Source organism: Helicobacter sp. (assembly GCF_029067145.1).
Taxonomy (GTDB): Bacteria; Campylobacterota; Campylobacteria; order Campylobacterales; family Helicobacteraceae; genus Helicobacter_D.
Map to the genome: position 1 here is coordinate 576 of NZ_JAIEFA010000009.1, position 20,751 is coordinate 21,326.

Here is a 20,751-nt window from a genome sequence, read left to right on the forward strand (position 1 = left end):
CCCCCCCCCCCCCCCCCCCCCCCCCCCCCCCCCCCCCCCCCCCCCCCCCCCCCCCCCCCCCCCCCCCCCCCCCCTTATATCGCAGACAAAAAAGATTCGCCCTTTTGTATTTTTGGCAATTGCAACCTGCGAGCCTATACCCAAGAAGGTGCTGGAATCGCCTCTAATCTCCACTTTTACCTTAAACAAAAAAGATGATTTAAGGAGTGAAACGAAACGCCGAAACAATCCATAATTTTAATAACCAAAAAACATTCAATGGCGAGATTCTATCATTTAGATTATCCACGATTCCACAATTGGAATCTCGCAAGAACAGAAAGCCACCCAGTCCTTGCAAATATCAATAAAGCACCATAATCTGATGACAAAGGTAGAGCTGGAGTCACGATATTAGCCGTTTCTTTTCTCCATAATTTCTTTGGAAATGTTGTTTGGCACTTCGCCATAATGGTCAAATTCCATTGTGTAAGTCCCACGCCCTTGTGTCGCTGAACGCAAATCCGTAGAATAACCAAACATTTCAGCCAATGGCACAAACGCATTTACGATTTTTAAGCCCATTCTATCGTCCATAGAGTTGATTTGCCCACGTCTGCGATTCAAATCCCCAATCACATCACCCATATATTCTTCAGGTACTTCTACTTCTACTTTCATCATCGGCTCCAACAAAACCGCACCTGCTTTGCGGCAAGCGTCTTTAAACGCCATTGAACCTGCGATTTTAAATGCCATTTCAGAAGAATCCACATCGTGATAACTACCATCAAAGAGTGTAACCTTAAAATCCACTACAGGATAACCTGCTAGAACACCATTTTGCATAGATTCCTGAATCCCCTTATCCACTGCTGGGATATATTCTTTAGGAATGACACCCCCGCTAATGTTATTCACAAATTCATAACCTTTGCCCGGCTCTTGAGGTTCAAGCTTAATAAAGACGTGTCCATATTGTCCGCGACCACCGGATTGTTTTGCGTATTTGCATTCTTGTTCCACACTTTGGCGGATTGTCTCGCGGAAAGCAACTTGTGGTTGTCCTACCTCTGCTTCTACCTTAAATTCTCTTTTGAGCCTATCTACAATAATTTCTAAGTGCAATTCACCCATACCAGAAATAATTGTTTGTCCAGATTCCTCATCTGTATGCACTTTAAAGCTTGGGTCTTCTTCTGCAAGTTTTGCAAGAGCCAAAGCCATTTTTTCTTGGTCTGCTTTTGTTTTTGGTTCTACTGCAATAGAGATAACAGGGTCTGGGAACTCCATTCTCTCTAACACAACTGGTTCTTTCTCCGAACAGAGTGTATCTCCTGTCAAAGTTTCTTTCAATCCAACAAAAGCACAAATCTCACCCGCATAGACTTCTTTAATGTCCTCACGTTTGTTGGAGTGCATTTTGAGCAATCTTCCTACACGTTCTTTTTTGCCCTTAGTAGAGTTTAGAACATAGCTTCCAGATTCTAAACTACCACGATAAACGCGCACAAATGTTAATTGTCCTACAAAAGGGTCTGTCATAATTTTAAATGCCAAACCTGCAAACTCCCCATCATCTGTGGATTTCACAAACAATTCTTTTTCTTCATCTTTTGGGTCTACGCCACGAATATCTGCAACTTCTGTTGGAGCAGGCAAGTATTCTACGACAGCGTCAAGAAGGGTTTGAACGCCTTTATTTTTGAAGCTTGAACCACAGAGCATTGGAATAATTTCCATTGCAAGACAACCTTTTTTGATTCCTGTTTTGATTTCCTCCACACTCAAGGTTTCCCCACTTAGATATTTTTCCATTATTACTTCGTCTTGTTCTGCAACAGATTCTAGTAATTTTTCGCGGTATTCCTCTGCTTTTCCTACTAATGCCGTTGGAATCTCCTCAATGTCAAACTTTGCGCCCATAGACTCATCATTCCAAACAATAGCTTTCATTGTGATTAAATCCACAACCCCTTTGAAATTATCTTCTGCACCAATTGGAATCACAAGTGGAACAGGTTTTGACTTTAATCTTGTTGCAATTTGAGATTCCACATTGTAAAAATTTGCACCAATTCTATCCATTTTATTGACAAAAACAATTCTAGGAACACCATATTTATTTGCTTGACGCCAAACAGTTTCACTTTGAGGTTGCACGCCACCCACAGAGCAAAAAACCGCAACTGCACCATCAAGAACACGCATAGAACGTTCAACTTCAATCGTAAAATCCACGTGTCCGGGAGTGTCGATTAAGTTGATTTGATAATCTTTCCAAAAACAAGTGGTTGCAGCGGAAGTAATTGTGATTCCGCGTTCCCTTTCTTGTTCCATCCAATCCATTGTCGCTGCACCATCATGCACTTCACCGATTTTGTGGCTTACACCGGTATAGAATAAAATTCTTTCCGAAGTTGTTGTTTTACCCGCATCAATGTGTGCTGCGATTCCGATATTTCTAATTTTATTTAATGGGGTTTTTCTTGCCATTATTAATCCTTATACAAAGAGAATTTGAGTTTGAGATTTAGTAGAATTTTTAAGGAATCTTGGAAAAAACTCCTTAAAAACATAATTTATTTTACCAACGATAATGCGCAAAAGCTTTGTTTGCTTCAGCCATTTTATGCACATCTTCTTTTTTCTTAAATGCCGCACCGCGTTCATTTGCAGCATCAATGAGTTCATTTGCCAATCTATCAATCATTGTGCGTTCATTTCTTTTTCTTGCAGAATCTAATAACCAGCGGATAGACAAGGATTGTTGTCTTGCAGGACGAACTTCCACTGGCACTTGATAAGTAGCGCCCCCTACGCGTCGGCTTCGCACCTCTACAAGTGGTTTCACTTTTTCTAATGCTTTTTCAAAGGTTTCAATCCCTTTTTCTTTTGTTTTTTCTTCAATTTTTGCAAAGGTTGCATAAATAATTTTTTCTGCGACACTTTTTTTACCATCATACATCATTTTATTGATGAATTTTGTTACAACAATATTATTATAAATTGGATCTCCCAATACTTCTCGTTGTGGTGCTTTTCTTCTTCTCATTATTTTTTACCTCCTGCATCACCCTTTGCTTTTTTTGCCCCATATTTACTGCGCGAAACGGTGCGTTTTGCTACTCCCGCGGTATCTAATGCACCACGAATAATGTGATATTTTACACCCGGTAAGTCTTTTACCCTACCTCCACGAATCAATACGATGGAGTGTTCTTGCAAATTATGTCCTTCACCGGGAATATAACTAATCACTTCAAAACCACTTGTCAATCTAACTTTTGCAACTTTTCTTAACGCAGAGTTAGGTTTTTTAGGTGTTGTTGTATAAACGCGAGTACAAACTCCTCTTCTTTGAGGGCAAACTACCAAAGCTGGAGACTTTGATTTCTTGATAACTTTTTTTCGTTCTTTTCTAATCAACTGATTAATAGTTGGCACTTGTCTTTCCTTCCTAAAATAATTTTAATAGAGAAAATGAAGCGGATTATAAGCAAATCACACTTTATTCTTACTTAAATTAAGGTTTGAATAACCTTAATTCTTCTTTAACTTTCTTTAATTTTAACTTTCTTACCTTTGTAAATCCCTGTTCCAACTGGAATCATACGACCCAATACGATATTTTCTTTCAAATCCTCTAAATGGTCAATTTTTGCCGCAATGCTTGCTTCTGTGAGGACTTTTGTTGTTTCTTGGAACGATGCTGCTGAAATCACAGAATCGCTACCAATTGCCGCACGCGTGATTCCTAGTAACACCGGCTCAGCAATCGCTGGGATTCCTCCCATTCTAATAATGCGCGCATTTTCCTCTCTGAAATGTCGCTTGCTCACCAAATCACCCTCAATGAATTTTGTGTTGCCACTATCATAAATCTTGACTTGTCTTAACATTTGAGACACGATAATTTCAATATGCTTATCTGCAATGCTAACCCCTTGTCGCCGATAGACTTGCTGCACCTCGCTCACAATGTATTTATACAGCTCTTTCTCTCCGCCAATGCGCAAAATGTCCTGACTTGCGACAATTCCCTCTGTGATAGCTTCACCCGCATGGACAAATTCTCCCTCATAAACAAGAATCTGTTTGGATTTGTCAATCAAATACTCTGCGACTCTGCCGTCATTTGCTGTAATAATAATTCTCTCTTTACCGCGGATGGGCTTACCATAGCTTACGATTCCATCAATCTCTGCTAATACCGCAGGGTCTTTTGGTTTTCTTGCTTCAAACAATTCAGAAACTCTCGGCAAACCTCCTGTAATATCTTTAGATTTTACAAGGGCTTTTGGCGTTTTGGCTAGAATATCTGCCATTTCTACTTTTGCACCATCAGAAATGAAAATCGCAGTTTTTGGGTCTAAGGCATAACGAATCAACCCACCATTTGCAGTGGATAAAACAAGAGTTGGCTTATGCGCACTTGCAATGTATTCATTTACCACCAATCGTGTTTGACCTGTAAGCTCATCAGTTTGCTCGGATACCGTAAGTCCTGGGATAATATCTTCAAACTTAATCGTTCCTGCTTCCTCTGCGATGATTGGATTAGAATAAGGGTCCCAATCCGCAATAACGATATGTTCATCACTTTTTGGTTTAGCAATTAATGTATTTTTCTCCACACTTTGATTGTCTTGAACCTCAATAATAGAACCCCTTGCAATATAATGGCGCGCTGCTTCTTGGTCATACTCATCAGCAATTACAGCAAAAACACCTTTTTCGGTGATTTCTTCACCTTTTTCTAGTGCGCGGTATCTCTCCAAATGATCGCCTTGCAAATAATAATATTTTACGATTCCTTCTTCTCTTGCATAGATTTTTTGTGTAATGGGAGCATTGTCCTCTACTTTTAAATCGCTTGCGTAAGAGATTCGGTTGGGAATATTCCAACTATCTTTAATAATATCTACGATACTTCCCTCATCACGCACATAATGCCCGCTAGAATAAGGGATATAGAATTTCCCTTCAATCTTTCCTGTAACCCCTGCTAACTCACTTGGTTTTGCAACATCGGATTTTCTAAGCGTAAATTTTGCAGTTTCTTTCTCACCGATAACTGAAACAATCACTTCATCATGCACAATATCTACTTTTAATTCTCCCTCAAATGGAGCTTTGATTTTTGGCTCTACAAGCAAAATTGCAGCATTTCTTCTATTGGAAACAATCGTTTTGCCCTCACGATTCTTATAAGTTTTGACATTATAATAACGAATAAAGCCCTCTTTATCTGCAATCACTTGATGTTCTTCTTGGCTTCTGCTTGCTGTTCCACCGATGTGGAAAGTCCTTAGTGTGAGCTGCGTTCCAGGCTCACCAATAGATTGTGCAGCAACTACACCTACCGCCTCGCCGATTTTGGAAATCTTAGATTCTCCAAGATTCAGACCATAGCATTTTGCACACACACCCTTTTCGGCTTTACAAGTAACAGGCGTGCGAATAATCACAGATTTCACACCTGCTTCTTTAACCTTGCGTGCTTTTTCCTCATCAATCATTGTGCCTTCGCTGATTAATACCTCATTCGTGATAGGGTCAATGATATTTTCTGCAATCACGCGCCCAAAGATTCTTTCCTCTAGCGGTTCAATCAATTCGCTACCGACGGTAATATCGGTAATCTCAATTCCTTCGTTTGTGCCACAATCATCTGCTACAACTTTAACATTTTGACTTACATCAATCAACTTCCTTGTTAGATAACCTGCATTAGCGGTTTTCAAAGCAGTATCTGCCAAACCTTTACGCGCCCCGTGCGTAGAGATGAAGTATTCTAACACATTCAAGCCCTCTTTGAAATTTGAAGTAATGGGCGTTTCAATAATGGTTCCATCAGGTTTTGCCATCAATCCCCGCATTGCAGAAAGTTGTCTAATCTGTCCTGCACTACCTCTCGCACCAGAATCTGCCATCATATAAATAGAATTGAATCCAGCCTTATCGTTTTCAATTAGCTTCATCATTTCATTGCCTAACGCATTATTGGTATCTGTCCAAACATCAATAATTTTATTATAACGTTCTTGCTCGGTTAATAAACCTGCTCCAAATTGCGCTTGAATATCTTTAACTTTTTTCTTCGCTCCCTCTACAACTTTATTCTTGCTATCTGGCACGATAATATCATCTGCTGAAATTGAGATTCCAGCTTTTGTTGCGTATTTGAATCCTAAGTTTTTAAGATTATCCAAGAAACTCGCCGTAATCCCTACGCCACCTTCTTTATACACATAATCAATCAAAGCAGCAATGTCCTTTTTCTTAAGAACCTTATTCCACAAATGCACAGGCACAAAATCCGGCAAAATAGATTTCAGAATCATTCTACCAATCGTTGTATTAATGATTCTATCCTCTACAAATGCGCGCACTTTAGAGCCTACCTCCACTACCCCTGCTTCTAAGGCAATATGGATTTGGTCAATATTGGAGAATAGTTTATGTTCTCCCTTAGAATCGTCTTTTGCCAAAGAAAGATAATAAAGTCCCAAAACCATATCTTGACTAGGAACAGTAACTGCTTTACCGCTTGCAGGCAACAAAATATTCATAGAGCTTAACATTAAAAGCTTGCATTCTGTGATTGCCTCTTGAGAAAGCGGCACATGCACAGCCATTTGGTCGCCATCAAAGTCCGCATTAAATGCCGCACACACTAATGGGTGAAGCTGAATCGCCTTTCCGTCAATGAGTTTTGGGTGGAATGCTTGAATGGATTGCTTATGCAAGGTTGGCGCACGATTCAGCATAATTGGATAATTCATAACAATTTCTTGCAAGCTTTCCCATACTTCATTGGTTTTTTGTTCAATCATTTTCTTAGCTTGCTTTAAAGTTGTTGCGTAACCCTTTTCCTCTAATTTTGCCAAAATATGTGGCTTAAAGAGTTCTAATGCCATATTTTTAGGCAATCCACATTGGTCCATTCGCAAATTTGGTCCTACAACGATTACAGAACGTCCAGAGAAATCCACGCGTTTTCCAAGCAAGTTTTGGCGGAATCGCCCTTGCTTACCTTTAATGATTTCTGAAAGTGATTTCAATGGACGCTTATTTGCGCCTTTAACGGCATTTGCATTTCTACCATTATCAAAAAGCGCATCTACAGATTCTTGCAACATTCTCTTTTCATTACGCACAATAATTTCTGGTGCGTCCAATTCAATGAGACGTTTCAACCTTTGATTGCGGTTAATCACACGGCGGTAAAGGTCATTGACATCACTTACTGCAAATTTCCCACCATCTAACGCAACCAATGGACGCAAATCCGGTGGAAGCACAGGTAGAACGGTGAGCATCATCCATTCTGGGCGATTCTGTCCGCCAGAGACTACGAAACTTTCTACCACCTTAAGACGCTTGATGATTGTTTTCTTTTTCGCTTCGGAATTTGTTGCCTTAATAGCTTCTTTTAATTCGGCAATCAAATCCACCAAATCAATTCCCTCAAGCAAATCTTTCACCGCTTCGCCACCCATTTGTGCAACGAATCCTGTATGTTCAAATCTTTGTGATAGGCTTTGGTATTGCTCCTCATTTAATACATCGTATTTGGCGACTGGCTTTGTTCCCTCATTGTCATAATAAGCTTCCCCTGATTCCTTGACAATATAAGCCTCATAATACAAAACGCGCTCTAAGTCTTTCATTTTTACGCCAAGCAAAGTTCCGATTCTGCTAGGAAGTGAATTAACATACCAAATATGCGCAACAGGCGTTACAAGCTCAATGTGTCCCATTCTTGAGCGGCGCACTTTGGAGCTTGTTACTTCCACACCACATTTCTCACATACGATTCCTTTATAGCGCATTTTCTTGTATTTACCGCATAAGCACTCATAATCTCTAACAGGTCCAAAGATTTTGGCGCAGAACAATCCATCGCGTTCAGGTTTTAAGGTGCGATAGTTAATTGTTTCTGGTTTTTTCACTTCACCATTACTCCAACTACGAATCTTTTCTGGGCTTGCAAGCAAGAGTTGGAAAGCATTAAAATCACTTGGTCGGTTATCCTCTTTGATAGTTACCACTTCATCAATGCCCTCTTTATTTTTTGCATACACATTCACATCTAATGCCAAACTTTGAAGTTCTTTTGTCAAGACATAGAAAGTTTCTGGAATCTCTGATTCTTTGACTGCCTCTCCTCTTGTGATTGCTTTGTAAGCTTTTACGCGCCCCTCTACATCATCGGATTTAATGGTAAGCATTTCTTTAAGAGTATGAGCCGCACCATAAGCCTCTAATGCCCAAACCTCCATTTCACCGAATCTTTGTCCTCCAAAGAGTGCTTTACCTCCGACTGGTTGTTGCGTTACGAGACTATAAGGTCCTGTGCTCCTTGCATGGACTTTTTCATCTACTAGGTGGTGGAGTTTGAGCATATACATATAGCCTACATTTACGCGCTCCATCATTTTCTCGCCTGTGCGCCCATCGTAAAGCTCGGTTTTGCCATCGCTGTCAATTTTTGCAAGAGCGAAGAGCTTTTCAAACTCTTGTGCATTCACACCCTCAAAAACAGGTGTTGCAAATTTCACACCTTTGCTCCAATCTCTCGCAAAACTTAATAATTCCTCATCACTTAATTTTTCCAAAAATGCTTTAGAGCTTTTCATACCTGAATTTTCAGCAATTTCTTGCATTTTGGCTCTTAACTCACTTATCCATTTGCTTTTTTCACCCTCAAAAACATTTGAAATTTGCTCACCTAGTTGTTTGCCTACTAGCCCCAAATGTACTTCTAGGATTTGTCCGATATTCATACGACTGGGCACACCAAGAGGATTAAGCACGATTTCCACAGGACGACCATCTTTGGTATAGGGCATATCTACTTCTGGAACGATATTAGAAACAATCCCTTTGTTACCATGTCGTCCCGCCATTTTATCACCCACTTTTAATTTGCGTTTAGTTGCGACATAGATTTTTACAAGCTTGACAACTCCACTTGGCAAAATATCATCTTTTTCAATGATAGAAAGTTTTTCTTCGTGCTCTTCACTCAAGCTTTTTTTCTGCTCTAAGAAATTGCTTTTGAGTGCGTCATATTTATTCTGAATTTCTTTAGAATAACTTTTAATCAATGTTCCCATAGCAAAACGATTGACATTTTCTAAATCAGCTCTTGGAATCACTCCACCTTTTTTATATTCCTTATCTCCTATTTTCGCTGCACTAATTAATTTTTCTTTTGAAAGAATAGAGCCAATGCGCAAAGATTCCTCTCTATCAAGCATCAATAGCTTATCGTGATGCTCCAAATCTAAACGCGCTTTTTCTTCCTCATAGGCAACGACTGCACGGCGGTCTTTGTCATAGCCTTTTTTTGTGAAAATCTTGACATCAACCACCGTTCCTTCTAAACTTGGGGGACAATAAAGAGATTTATTGACAACATGTCCGGCTTTTTCGCCAAAAATTGCCCGCAATAAACGCTCTTCAGGAGTTGGCTTCACTTCGCCTTTAGGAGATGCTTTACCAACTAGAATCATTCCACCACTGACATAAGTTCCAATTTTTACGATTCCACTTTCATCTAGGTGCGCAAGCTCTTCTTCACGGATATTTGGAATATCTCTTGTGATTTCCTCTACCCCGTGCTTTAATTCTCTTGCTTCAATTTCTTTTTCATAAATATGAATGGAAGTAAAAGCATCGTTACGAATCAATTTCTCACTTACTACAATTGCATCTTCAAAGTTATACCCATTCCACGGCATAAAGGCAACACGAATATTTTTCCCCAACGCCAACTCGCCTTGGTCCATATTTGGACCATCTGCAATGACTTGCCCAACTTCTACACAATCCCCTGCTTTGACGATTGGACGTTGAGAAAAAGAGGTATTTTGGTTTGTGCGCAAGTTTTTTTGCAAGGAATAATGGTCAATAAACGCACCATTTTCGTCTTCGCCTAAAATATAAATATTTTTAGCATCTACTTTTTCTACAACTCCTGCTCTTGTAGCTTTTGTTGCCTCCCAAGAATCTCTTGAGACAATTTTTTCAATCCCTGTGCCAACCACTGGAGCATCGGGGCACAAAAGAGGCACCGCTTGACGTTGCATATTTGAACCCATTAATGCGCGGTTTGCGTCATCGTGCTCCAAGAATGGAATCAGGCTTGCAGCCACCCCAACTACCATTCTAGGACTTAAGTCAATCAAATCTACTTTTTTGGATTCCATTAGCACAATTTCGCCATCTTTTCTGACTTCAATCATTTCTTCTTTAATGGTTTGATTATTTGTCAATATTGTACTTGCAGGCGCAATTACCGCACCCTCTTCTTGTGTTGCGGTAAGATAAACAATCTCATCAGTTACCTTGCCATCTACTACTTTACGATAGGGTGCTTCAATGAAGCCTAACTCATTGACTTTGGCATAGGTTGAAAGTGTATTAATCAAACCGATATTCTGCCCCTCTGGGGTTTCAATCGGGCAGATTCTACCATAATGCGTTGGATGCACATCTCGCACTTCAAATCCCGCTCTTTCTTTTACTAAACCGCCTTCACCTAAAGCAGAAAGTCTCCTTTTGTGTGTTACTTCAGAAAGAGGATTGGTTTGGTCCATAAATTGTGAAAGTTGTCCGCCTGTGAAAAACTCTAAAATTGTACCGGTTATCATTTTGGAATTTACTAAATCGTGCGGCATAAGCTCTTCTAATCCTGTGCTAATTGTAGAAAGCTTATCACGAATTGCTTTTTGCATTTTAACCAAGCCCGTATGCAATTCATTTGCCAATAATTCGCCAATTGCGCGGATTCTACGATTTCCTAAATGGTCTCTATCGTCAATGCGTCCGCGTCCATTTTTAACGTGAATCAAATAGCGCACGGTTTTGATAATATCTTCGTGCGTAAGAACTGTTACATAATCTGGCACACCAATGTCTAGCTTGTGATTCATTTTCATTCGCCCAACGCGTGTCAAATCATAACGTTCAGGGTCAAAAAATAATTGTTGCACAAACTGCTTTGCCGCTTCTTTGGTAACAGGCTCACCCGGACGCATTACTTTGTAGATACGAATCGTAGCCAAGTCATTTTCATTGTCAATCTTTTCGGTTTGCTTCAAAAGCTTTAGAGATTCCGCATCAGCAATGAATGCGTTAATAATAGAAGCATCTACGCCTGCTGCTAAGTCATTTGCAATCACAAAATCGCCAATATTTAATTCCGCTAATTTTTTTAGCTTGCTTTCATCTAACAATGTCAAAGCGTCAAATAAAACCTCTCCACTCTCTTTGTCAATGATTGGCTCTGCTAGATAACGTTCCATAAGAATCTCTGCTGGATACTCAATCATATTGAGCTTTTCTTCTTTGAGTGCTTTTGCTTTTTTGGCAGTTAATCGCTTGCCCGCTGCAATAATCAAATTGCCTTTAGGGTCTTTAATGTCAAATTCTACGCGCCCCACAAATTCCTCTGGGTCAAACGCAATGAGATATTTACCCGCTTTAGATTTGATATTTAAAAGAGGATAAAACATCTTTAAAATATCTTGACGTGAATATCCTAATGCACGAAATAGAATCGTAACGGGCACTTTTCTACGTTTATTTACACGCACAAACAATGTATCTTTTGCATCATATTCAAAATAGAGCCAAGAGCCTCTATCTGGAATAATTTGCCCTGTATAGACTAATTTGTTTGAAGTGCTTGTGGATTCCTCTTCTTTAAAGATAACGCCAGGGCTTCTATGCAGCTGATTAACCACTACGCGTTCTACCCCATTAATAATAAAGCTCGTTCTATCTGTCATTAATGGAATCTCACGCACAAAAATGCTTTGTTCTTTAATATCCTTAACGCCTAGTTTCTCGCCTGTCTTTTCATCTCTCTCCCAAAGCACCAATCGGATTTTTATTTTCAAGGGAATTGAGTAAGTCAAACCTCTCTCCATAGCCTCTCTAACAGTGTAACGCGGCTTACCATATTCACAACCCGCATATTCAAGACTAATTCTATTTTGTGCATCGTGTATTGGGAAAATAGATTTAAACACCTTTTCAATCCCAGATTCACCATTATCTTGCGCCATTAAAAAAGTGTCATAACTATTCCTTTGTAATTGGAGCAAATTAGGAACCGCAATGTTTTGAGGGATTTTAGTAAAATCAACTCTTAATCTATTTCCTGATTTTAAACTTACTGGCATATTTATTACCTCATATATAAATGTAGAATTTTGGAAGAAAAATGAAAGGGAGATAGAATCTCCCTAAAATTATTTAATTTCGACTTTAGCACCTGCTTCTTCAAATTTAGCTTTGATTGCGTCAGCATCTTCTTTTTTAACGCCTTCTTTAACGGTAAATGGAGTTTTCTCCACTGCGTCTTTTGCTTCTTTAAGCCCAAGACCTGTTACTTCACGAACAACTTTAATAACATTGATTTTTTTATCACCGCTGTCAGTTAAGATGATGTCAAATTCAGTTTTTTCTTCAGCAGCAGCCGCTCCACCGCCTGCAACCGCACCAGCTACAACGGTTGGTGCAGCAGATACACCAAATTTTTCTTCAAATGCTTTCACAAGTTCTGAAAGCTCCATAACAGAAAGATTTCCGATATACTCTAACACATCTTCTTTTGAAATTGCCATAATTTTCTCCTAAAATTTTATTATGCTTCTTTTTGCTTGCGTAAATTATCCAACCCTGTAACAAAGTAACGAGCAGGAGCAGTCCAAACGGACAACAACATACCAATAAGTTCTTCTTTGGATGGTAGTTTTGAAACGGCTTCAATGTGTTTTGCATCTACGATTTCGCCTTCAAAGTAACCTGATTTTACTACAAGTTTGCCACCCACAGAATCCGAGAATTTGCAAATTGTTTTAGCTAAAGAAATTTGATCTTCTCCCCAAACAAAAATATTATTCTCTTTTAGCTCTAATTCTTCCACTCCGAAATTTTTAAGTGCAATCAATGCAAGCGTATTTTTGATAACATGAACTTTTACATTTTGTTCTCTCGCATTTGCTCTTAAAGCTTCTAATTGTCTAACGGTTAATCCTTTATAATCACAAACCGCAATTGCATTAGACGCTTTAAATTCAGCAGTAAGATTCTCAATTAGAGCAGTTTTTTCTGCTTTTGTCATTTTAACCTCCTTTCAGACGAAAGACTTATATAGGGTAAAGTTTTAAGCGTTTGCCCCCATAGTCATTAGTCTAAGATAAAAAACAAGAATAAATTATTTTAAATCCATTAATTCTTGGGCATCTAGTGTTAAAGATGGGCTCATTGTTAAAGACAATGTTGCATTTTTAATATATTTGCCTTTTGCGCTTGCTGGTTTTTGTTTATTGATATTTTTTACTAATGCAATAATATTTTCTTCAAGTTTTTTCGCATCAAAACTTACTTTACCAACAGGAGCATGCACGATACCCTTTTTATCCACACGATAATTCACTTGCCCACTTTTTGCATTGCTAACTGCTTTGGAAATTTCCATAGTAACAGTGCCTGTTTTAGGGTTTGGCATCAAGCCTTTTGGTCCTAGGATTCTACCTACTTTACCTACAAGTGCCATCATATCTGGTGTCGCAATAACCATATCAAAATTCAAATCCCCATTTTTGATTTGGTCTGCCAAATCCTCATCTCCTACCACATCTGCACCCGCTGCTTTTGCCTCGTCTGCTTTAGCACCTTTTGCAAAAACTGCTACACGCACACTTTTACCTGTGCCATTAGGCAACACAACCGCGCCACGAATCATTTGGTCTGCGTGTCTTGGATCCACACCTAAACTCAACGCAACCTCAACTGTTTCATCAAATTTAGCCGATGCTAAAGATTTAACTGTTGCAGAAGCGGTTGTAATATCGTATATTTTTTTACAATCTACTTTATTAATGAGATTTTGCATTCTTTTTGTTAATTTTTTTGCCATATTTTATACTCCAACGCGTCTATTTAATCTACAACTTCAATGCCCATACTGCGAGCACTTCCCTCAACAATTTTAATTGCTGCTTCTTCTGTATTTGCATTTAAATCGTCCATTTTAGTTTTAACAATATCTAAAACTTGTGCTTTTGTAAGTTTTCCTACTTTGTTTTTTAGAGGATTGTCAGAACCTTTTTGGATTCCTGCTGCTTTTTTAATTAAATCCGTAACAGGAGGTTTTTTTGTGATAAATGTAAAACTTTTATCCTGATAAACCGTAATAATTACAGGAATATTAAAGTTCCCCATATCTTTTGTTTTTTCATTAAATGCTTTACAGAATTCCATAATATTCACACCACGTTGTCCTAACGCTGGACCTACAGGTGGAGATGGATTTGCTTTGCCAGCAGGGATTTGAAGCTTAAGTTCGCCAATGATTTTTTTTGCCATAACTTATCCTTGTCTTTTAGTTGTTAAACTATTTTTTCCACTTGTGAATAAAGTATTTCAATAGGTGTGCTACGACCAAAGATGGAAACATTGAGTTTTAACTTTCTATGTTCCATATCATATTCTTCCACTGTGCCTGTGAAGTTCGCAAAAGGACCTTCAATGATTCGGACAACCTCTCCTGCTTCAAAAATAATTTTTGGTTTAGGAGCTGCACGATTCTGCACTTTTTCAATAATATGATTAATATCCGCTTCACTTAAAGGAGTTGGCTTTTTTGCCTCACCAATAAAACGACTAACTTTCGGTAAAGATTGAATGGTATGCCATAAGGCAGTATCAAGATCTACTTTAATAAAAACATATCCCGGATAAAGACTTCGCTCACTAATTTTTTTCTTATTGTTCTTTACTTCAATAATATCTTCCGTAGGAACAACAATATCCGTAAGTCTCTCTTCTAAATGATGTTCTTTCACGAGATTTTCTATCCCGCGTTTTACAGCTTGTTCGCTACCAAAATATGTTTGAATCGCATACCAATACAATGCCATAAACAAATCCTAAATAATTATAAAATACTTGAAACAAAACTACCAAGAATGAAATCAACTAATGCCAAAAATAGAGCAATAACCGTTACAACAACAATCACAGAAATAAAAGCATTTCTCACTTGTTCTTTTGTAGGAAAGATAACTTTAGATAGTTCTTCTTTGGATAATCTATAATAGGTAATTAGTTTTTTCATAACTTTATTTGTCTCTCTTTATTCCAAAAATGGCAGGCCAGGAGGGACTCGAACCCCCAGCATTCGGTTTTGGAGACCGACGCTCTACCATTGGAGCTACTGACCTATGCTGTTTGAAATAGCTAAGGGGAAAAACCCTTAGCTTTTCAATTTCACTTCTTTGTGAATTGTATGTTTGTTTAATCTTGGGCAGAACTTTTTAAGCTCCAGTTTTTCTGTTGTGGTTTTTGCATTTTTTACAGTGCTGTAATTAATGTCCCCGCATTCAGAGCATTTGAGTCCGATTTTTACACGATTACCTTTAGCCATAATTTAGCCTATTCAATAATTTTTGTAACAACACCTGCACCCACAGTTCTACCACCTTCACGAATCGCAAAACGTGTTCCATCTTCAAGCGCAATGGGGTTGATTAACTCAACAGTGATTTTAATGTTATCACCTGGCATTACCATTTCTACACCCTCTGGCAATGCAATAGAGCCTGTAATATCTGTTGTTCTAACATAAAATTGTGGTCTATAACCATTAAAGAATGGCGTATGTCTTCCACCCTCATCTTTAGAGAGAACATAAATTTCACCCTCAAATTTTTTATGTGGAGTAATAGAAGATGGCTTACATAGAACCATACCTCTTTCAACTTCTTCTTTTTTAGTTCCTCTTAACAAGACTCCAACATTATCTCCCGCTTCACCTTGGTCAAGCTCTTTTCTAAACATTTCAACACCGGTTACGGTTGTTTTTTGTGTTGGACGAATCCCTACGATTTCAATTTCATCACCAACTTTTACAATACCTCTTTCGATTCTTCCTGTAACGACGGTTCCACGACCTGCAATTGAGAATACATCTTCAATTGGCATCAAGAAAGTTTTGTCTGTTTCACGGACAGGAGTTGGAATATATTCATCTACCGCGTCCATAAGTTTCATAATTTTTTCACTCCATTCACCTAGAGTGCCTGATTTTGCTTCTTCTAGCGCTTTAAGTGCTGAACCTGCTACGATAGGCGTATCATCACCAGGGAATTCATAGCTTGAAAGAAGCTCTCTGATTTCCATTTCTACTAGCTCTAACAACTCTTCATCATCTACCATATCTTGTTTATTCATAAAAACAACAATATAAGGAACGCCTACTTGACGAGACAATAAGATATGCTCTCTTGTTTGTGGCATTGGACCATCTGCAGCAGAAACTACTAGAATTGCGCCGTCCATTTGCGCTGCACCTGTAATCATATTTTTAACATAGTCCGCGTGCCCGGGGCAATCTACGTGTGCATAGTGTCTTTTTTCTGTTTCATACTCAATATGTGAAGTTGCAATGGTAATACCGCGCTCTTTTTCCTCTGGAGCATTATCAATATTATCATAATCTTTCATTTCTGCTAGACCTTTTGTGGATAGAACAGCAGAAATCGCAGCACTTAAAGTTGTTTTGCCGTGGTCAACATGCCCAATTGTTCCGATATTTACATGGGGTTTAGACTTAACGTATTTTTCCTTAGCCATAAGCTTCTCCTAAATTTAAGTTAAATAGCGGTAATTCTACACTATTTTTACCAATTTTAAAATTAAGAATCGTAACATTTTCTACAATTCTATCACAATGTTTGAAAAACTGGAGCCCATAAGCGGGATTGAACCGCCGACCTCTTCCTTACCAAGGAAGTGCTCTGCCACTGAGCTATATGGGCATAATAATTAAAAAGTGTCTTGCTGATTAAAAAAGATTTCGTAGAATCAGCTCCCAGTATGGAGCGGGAAACGGGGCTCGAACCCGCGACCCTCAGCTTGGAAGGCTGATGCTCTAGCCAACTGAGCTACTCCCGCACGGCTATGGTGGTGAGACGTGGATTCGAACCACGGAAGTCATAAACAGCAGATTTACAGTCTGCCCTCGTTGGCCACTTGAGTATCTCACCCCAACTTTAAAATATTCATAAAAACTGGTCAAACACTGAAAAATTATATAAATTTTATGGAGCTGGCAAAGGGACTCGAACCCCCGGCCTGCTGCTTACAAGGCAGCTGCTCTACCAACTGAGCTACGCCAGCAATTTGCATTTTAAAAATAAAAATGAGATGAGATTCTACTACTTTTTATTTTAATTGTCAATACTTTTAATTTAATTTTTTTTAAGTATAATTGCAGCCGCTTAAATCTTATTATTTTCTTGATTTTAAGCTAAAATTTTTCAAAAGGAGTTTCTAAGTTTATGAAACACAACCACAAAAATCTTTATCCAAAAGGTTTTAGAAAGAAATATTTTTCACTCGCAGCGATTTTGGCACTCAATAGTGCTTTGTTGGCTCAAAGCCAAAATATCGCATTGAATGAAAAAAGTAAGGAGACACAATCCCAAAGTCTTAAGCTTTCTATTACCCACGCAGAGGAGTTTGTGGAGAATGCAGATTTTAAAGAAGAATTTAATGCGCAGGAGATTCAACAATCCAATGCTCAAAATATCTACGACTTCTTAAATCAACATTCTCTACTCAAAGTTACAACAAATTATGGCAATCCCTACACTGCAAACATTGATTTGCGCGGATTTGGACAAAATGGACATAAAAATCTCGCTATCATTGTAGATGGAATGCGCCTAGATAATATTGATTCTGCGCCTATTTCCCTAAGTGGAATCCCACTAGATTCTATCCAAAAAATAGAAATCTTAAGAGGCAAAGGCACAACCAAATATGGCAATGGTGCGACAAGCGGAATCCTAAAAATCACTACGAATCGCAAAGCAGGAGGTGCATTGAATGTAGGTTATGCGAGCTATGACACACTCAATTCACAATTTTTTGCGCGTCATGTAGGGGATACTTTGAACATTGGAGTGTATGGACAATACCAGCACAACGAGGGTGCAAGAAAAATTACACAAGGGAGCGAAGAAAAAGACGGAAGCCATAATAAAAATGGCGGAATCACAGCCTTTTACTACCCTAGTGATTCCACACTTTTTAAGGCAAACCTCAACTACTCCAAATACGCTATTAAATATGCAAGCCCACTTACAAAGGCACAATTTGATAGCAATCCCACACAAGCCCCCTTACCCTCTGCTTGGGGGGGGGACACTTTCACACACCAAAAGAGGTGGGATTTGGGTTATGATTTAGGTCTCACTCACTTTAGTGATTTAGGAATCGTAACAGAGATGAATTTCGGCGGCTCAAGAAACGAAAGTGATTTCATTAATTCTAACAATTTATACGATGGTAAAGGACTCTTTGGGAACTTTAATTCTCTCTATAAAGATTCCTCTTATCTTGCAGAAATTGGCGGCGAACTCAAGACAAATTCACGCATTAACAGCTTTAACAACCGTATTACTAAGGCGCAAGTGGATTCTGTCCTCCTCTATCTTAATGGAGAAAAATACTTCGGGGATTCCACCCTCAATGCTGGAATCTCTACGCAAAGTGTAATTTCCAAACAAAATGGAGAGGGAGCTTATAGCAAGCAAGATAATTTATGGGGCGGTGAGCTGGGATTTCATTATCCCTTAAGTGCGCAAACTTCACTCTTTGCTTCTTATTCCCGCAGTTTTATTACACCCAATGTGGATTGGATGTTGCGCTATGACCCGATTACTTATGCTCCAATCCCCAATAATATCATTGACACTGCGACTTTTGATACTTATCAAATCGGCACAAAAAGTTTGTTTGGAATCCACGAGTTAAGCGGAAATCTCTTTTGGATTAATGGCAATAAAGAAGCTTATTATGGCTTAAATAAAATGACAGGCATTTATGACAATCAAACCCTAGACAAAACGCGCAGAATCGGGGGAGAAGCGAAATTTACCACGCATTTTAATGCGCAAGTCTATTCTAGCCTTGCCTATGCCTATGTTGATGCGACAATGCAAGGCAATGAGGGATATAAGGGCAATACGATTCCGGGCGTCTCTAAGCATACACTAAGCGCAAGCCTCAACTACTTGCCTATCACGCAATTAAATCTTGGAATCTCTTATAAATATGGCTCACGAGCGTATGATTACGACGACTTTGACAATGCCAGACCCAAAGCCCCAAACTATCAAAGTCTCAATCTCAATGCAAGCTATCGGCTAAAAGGCTTTGAAATCTATGCCTATGTGCAGAATCTCACCAACCACAAAAATGCGATTATCGTTTCTCAAAGCTACTACCCTTACGAGTTTGAACGCACCTTTGGTGTCGGTATGAAATATATTTGGTAAGCCAATGATTGCTTTACGATTCTATCTTGCTTACAAACTTCTAAACTCCCTTTTCTTGGGAGTGGCTTTAGGAACGATTTTTACGATTTATGCTCCATTAAACCCCAAAATTTATTCGCTAGGCGGAATCGCACTCGCACTTGGTGCATTTGTCTTAACGCTTTTTTATACCAAACTCTTGAACCTCAAATCCTATAAAAAGGTTCTTTTAGGGTTAGAGATTCTACCTTTTTTCTATCTTTTTGCTTATATTCTTTTTCCTGATACTTTCTTTGGCGCACTGATTGTTTATACGCTTTATCAAATAGGCTTTATTTTTGGAGATTATTTGGGACGCACCGAAACACTATTATTCCCACGCAAATTCATTCTTTCACAACTAGACAAACGCAAACAAATCGGCTATCTTTTGGGACTTGGAATCGCATTTATCTTTTACACAATTTTAGAATTTTTTGGAATCTCGCAAAAGGAATCGCAGATTTATGCAATACATTTTTTGCTACTTTTGCTACAATGCGCTGTGTTTTTAACACTTTTTTGTGCCTTTAGGCAAACAAGGACAAATAAATGGAATCTCAAGCCTTAAAAGCTTCTTATCGCAAGATTTTCAAAGCAAATTTAATCCAAATTTGCCATTCCAACCAAGCCTATATTAAGGATTACAAATTACAAAAAAAACTCAAAGCGCAATTAGATTCCATTTTGCGATTCCACAAACTCCACTCCAAACGCCCTATAAACTTGCTTTTTTATTCTCCGCTTGCCCTAGAGTTTGACATAAGGAAACTTTTAAGATTCTATCGCAAGAAAAGAAATGTAAGGATTTTTTTACCCAAAATGGGTGGAGAGAGTTTCAAGGCAGTGCGGTATAGACTTCCTTTACAAAAACAAGCTTTTGGCGTGTATGAACCTAGCGATTCTAAGTTTTTGGCTGAAATGGATTGTGCTATCGTTCCTGTGCTTGGTGTGGATAAAAAGTTGCGGCGCATAGGATTTGGCAAAGGAATGTATGATAGATTCTTTGGCAATAATCCTAAAAAGATTCCAAAGATAATTTTCGTTTCGCGCAATTTCAATTTCGCCCCGCAAATTATCACAGAATCCCACGATATTAGAGGAGATTGTTATCTCACCCCGCACCAAACGATGGATAAGCGCGACTTTGCATCCTTTTGGATTCGCCCTTTTTCATAGTGCAGCAACTTAGGCGAAACTCAAAGAATCTGTAATGCGCTTTTGTGCGAATATTTACACCTGCTAAAGCACGAATCTAAAATGTTGAATCCCGCGACTCTTAAGCCACTTAAACTTTTTATTAACAAAAAAGAGTAAAATTAAACTCTAAAATTTAAAAGATTTGGAATATCAAACCAAAATCAACAAAAACATCAAATCAACC

At 38.7% G+C, this 20,751-nt stretch carries 16 protein-coding genes and 5 tRNA genes; 4 read left to right on the top strand and 17 right to left on the bottom strand.

Features of this window, described 5'->3' with window-relative positions; all coding sequences use genetic code 11:
• A partial coding sequence (locus K2N75_RS00545; protein WP_300119708.1) for a hypothetical protein occupies positions 1–198 on the top strand: 198 nt, incomplete at its 5' end.
• A gap of 195 nt (positions 199–393) precedes the next feature.
• Here K2N75_RS00545 and fusA read toward each other — a convergent pair.
• From fusA to K2N75_RS00630, 17 genes are all read right to left on the bottom strand, one after another.
• A complete protein-coding gene (fusA, locus tag K2N75_RS00550; protein ID WP_297680264.1) occupies positions 394–2,475 on the bottom strand; it encodes an elongation factor G in 2,082 nt (693 codons plus the stop codon).
• A gap of 91 nt (positions 2,476–2,566) precedes the next feature.
• The gene (gene rpsG, locus K2N75_RS00555; RefSeq protein ID WP_138123338.1) at positions 2,567–3,034 is read right to left on the bottom strand and encodes a 30S ribosomal protein S7; all 468 of its coding nucleotides are present in this window, start codon (positions 3,032–3,034) and stop codon (positions 2,567–2,569) included.
• Positions 3,034–3,426 (bottom strand): 30S ribosomal protein S12, encoded by a 393-nt coding sequence (gene rpsL / locus K2N75_RS00560; RefSeq protein WP_026944116.1) that lies wholly within the window; start codon positions 3,424–3,426, stop codon positions 3,034–3,036. Before rpsL ends, rpsG begins: the two co-directional genes overlap by 1 nt.
• Positions 3,427–3,533: 107 nt before the next feature.
• Entirely contained in the window at positions 3,534–12,179 is an 8,646-nt protein-coding gene (locus K2N75_RS00565) for a DNA-directed RNA polymerase subunit beta/beta' (protein WP_297680263.1), read from the bottom strand.
• Positions 12,180–12,248: 69 nt separating this feature from the next.
• A complete protein-coding gene (rplL, locus tag K2N75_RS00570) occupies positions 12,249–12,623 on the bottom strand; it encodes a 50S ribosomal protein L7/L12 (protein ID WP_297680262.1) in 375 nt (124 codons plus the stop codon).
• Between the two features lie 20 nt (positions 12,624–12,643).
• The gene (gene rplJ / locus K2N75_RS00575) at positions 12,644–13,123 is read right to left on the bottom strand and encodes a 50S ribosomal protein L10 (protein ID WP_297680261.1); all 480 of its coding nucleotides are present in this window, start codon (positions 13,121–13,123) and stop codon (positions 12,644–12,646) included.
• Between the two features lie 93 nt (positions 13,124–13,216).
• A complete protein-coding gene (rplA, locus tag K2N75_RS00580; protein ID WP_297680260.1) occupies positions 13,217–13,921 on the bottom strand; it encodes a 50S ribosomal protein L1 in 705 nt (234 codons plus the stop codon).
• 23 nt (positions 13,922–13,944) lie between these two features.
• Entirely contained in the window at positions 13,945–14,370 is a 426-nt protein-coding gene (gene rplK / locus K2N75_RS00585; protein WP_006802142.1) for a 50S ribosomal protein L11, read from the bottom strand.
• A gap of 23 nt (positions 14,371–14,393) precedes the next feature.
• On the bottom strand, positions 14,394–14,918 hold the full coding sequence (nusG, locus tag K2N75_RS00590) for a transcription termination/antitermination protein NusG (RefSeq protein ID WP_181881664.1): 525 nt from the start codon (positions 14,916–14,918) through the stop codon (positions 14,394–14,396).
• A 23-nt stretch (positions 14,919–14,941) separates the two neighbouring features.
• Positions 14,942–15,121: a preprotein translocase subunit SecE gene (gene secE, locus K2N75_RS00595; RefSeq protein WP_026944110.1), complete on the bottom strand. Its 180-nt coding sequence runs from the start codon at positions 15,119–15,121 to the stop codon at positions 14,942–14,944.
• Positions 15,122–15,151: 30 nt separating this feature from the next.
• Positions 15,152–15,227, bottom strand: a tRNA-Trp gene (locus K2N75_RS00600).
• Positions 15,228–15,259: 32 nt separating this feature from the next.
• Positions 15,260–15,430 (bottom strand): 50S ribosomal protein L33, encoded by a 171-nt coding sequence (rpmG, locus tag K2N75_RS00605; protein ID WP_034290214.1) that lies wholly within the window; start codon positions 15,428–15,430, stop codon positions 15,260–15,262.
• An 8-nt stretch (positions 15,431–15,438) separates the two neighbouring features.
• Positions 15,439–16,638 (bottom strand): elongation factor Tu, encoded by a 1,200-nt coding sequence (tuf, locus tag K2N75_RS00610; protein WP_115551984.1) that lies wholly within the window; start codon positions 16,636–16,638, stop codon positions 15,439–15,441.
• Positions 16,639–16,748: 110 nt separating this feature from the next.
• Positions 16,749–16,823: transfer RNA gene (locus tag K2N75_RS00615), tRNA-Thr, on the bottom strand.
• Positions 16,824–16,882: 59 nt separating this feature from the next.
• Positions 16,883–16,959 (bottom strand) — tRNA-Gly (locus tag K2N75_RS00620).
• Positions 16,960–16,966: 7 nt separating this feature from the next.
• Positions 16,967–17,051: transfer RNA gene (locus K2N75_RS00625), tRNA-Tyr, on the bottom strand.
• 57 nt (positions 17,052–17,108) lie between these two features.
• Positions 17,109–17,184: transfer RNA gene (locus K2N75_RS00630), tRNA-Thr, on the bottom strand.
• Positions 17,185–17,345: 161 nt separating this feature from the next.
• Between K2N75_RS00630 and K2N75_RS00635 the strand changes: the two genes are divergently transcribed.
• Genes K2N75_RS00635 through K2N75_RS00645 form a run of 3 tightly spaced genes read left to right on the top strand, consistent with a single transcriptional unit; the run spans position 17,346 to position 20,546 of the window.
• Positions 17,346–19,349: a TonB-dependent receptor gene (locus K2N75_RS00635; RefSeq protein ID WP_297680259.1), complete on the top strand. Its 2,004-nt coding sequence runs from the start codon at positions 17,346–17,348 to the stop codon at positions 19,347–19,349.
• A gap of 4 nt (positions 19,350–19,353) precedes the next feature.
• Positions 19,354–19,938 carry a hypothetical protein gene (locus K2N75_RS00640; protein WP_297680258.1) on the top strand — a complete coding sequence of 195 codons (585 nt, stop codon included), beginning with the start codon at positions 19,354–19,356 and terminating at the stop codon, positions 19,936–19,938.
• Entirely contained in the window at positions 19,920–20,546 is a 627-nt protein-coding gene (locus K2N75_RS00645; protein WP_297680257.1) for a 5-formyltetrahydrofolate cyclo-ligase, read from the top strand. Before K2N75_RS00640 ends, K2N75_RS00645 begins: the two co-directional genes overlap by 19 nt.
• Positions 20,547–20,751: the final 205 nt, after the last annotated feature.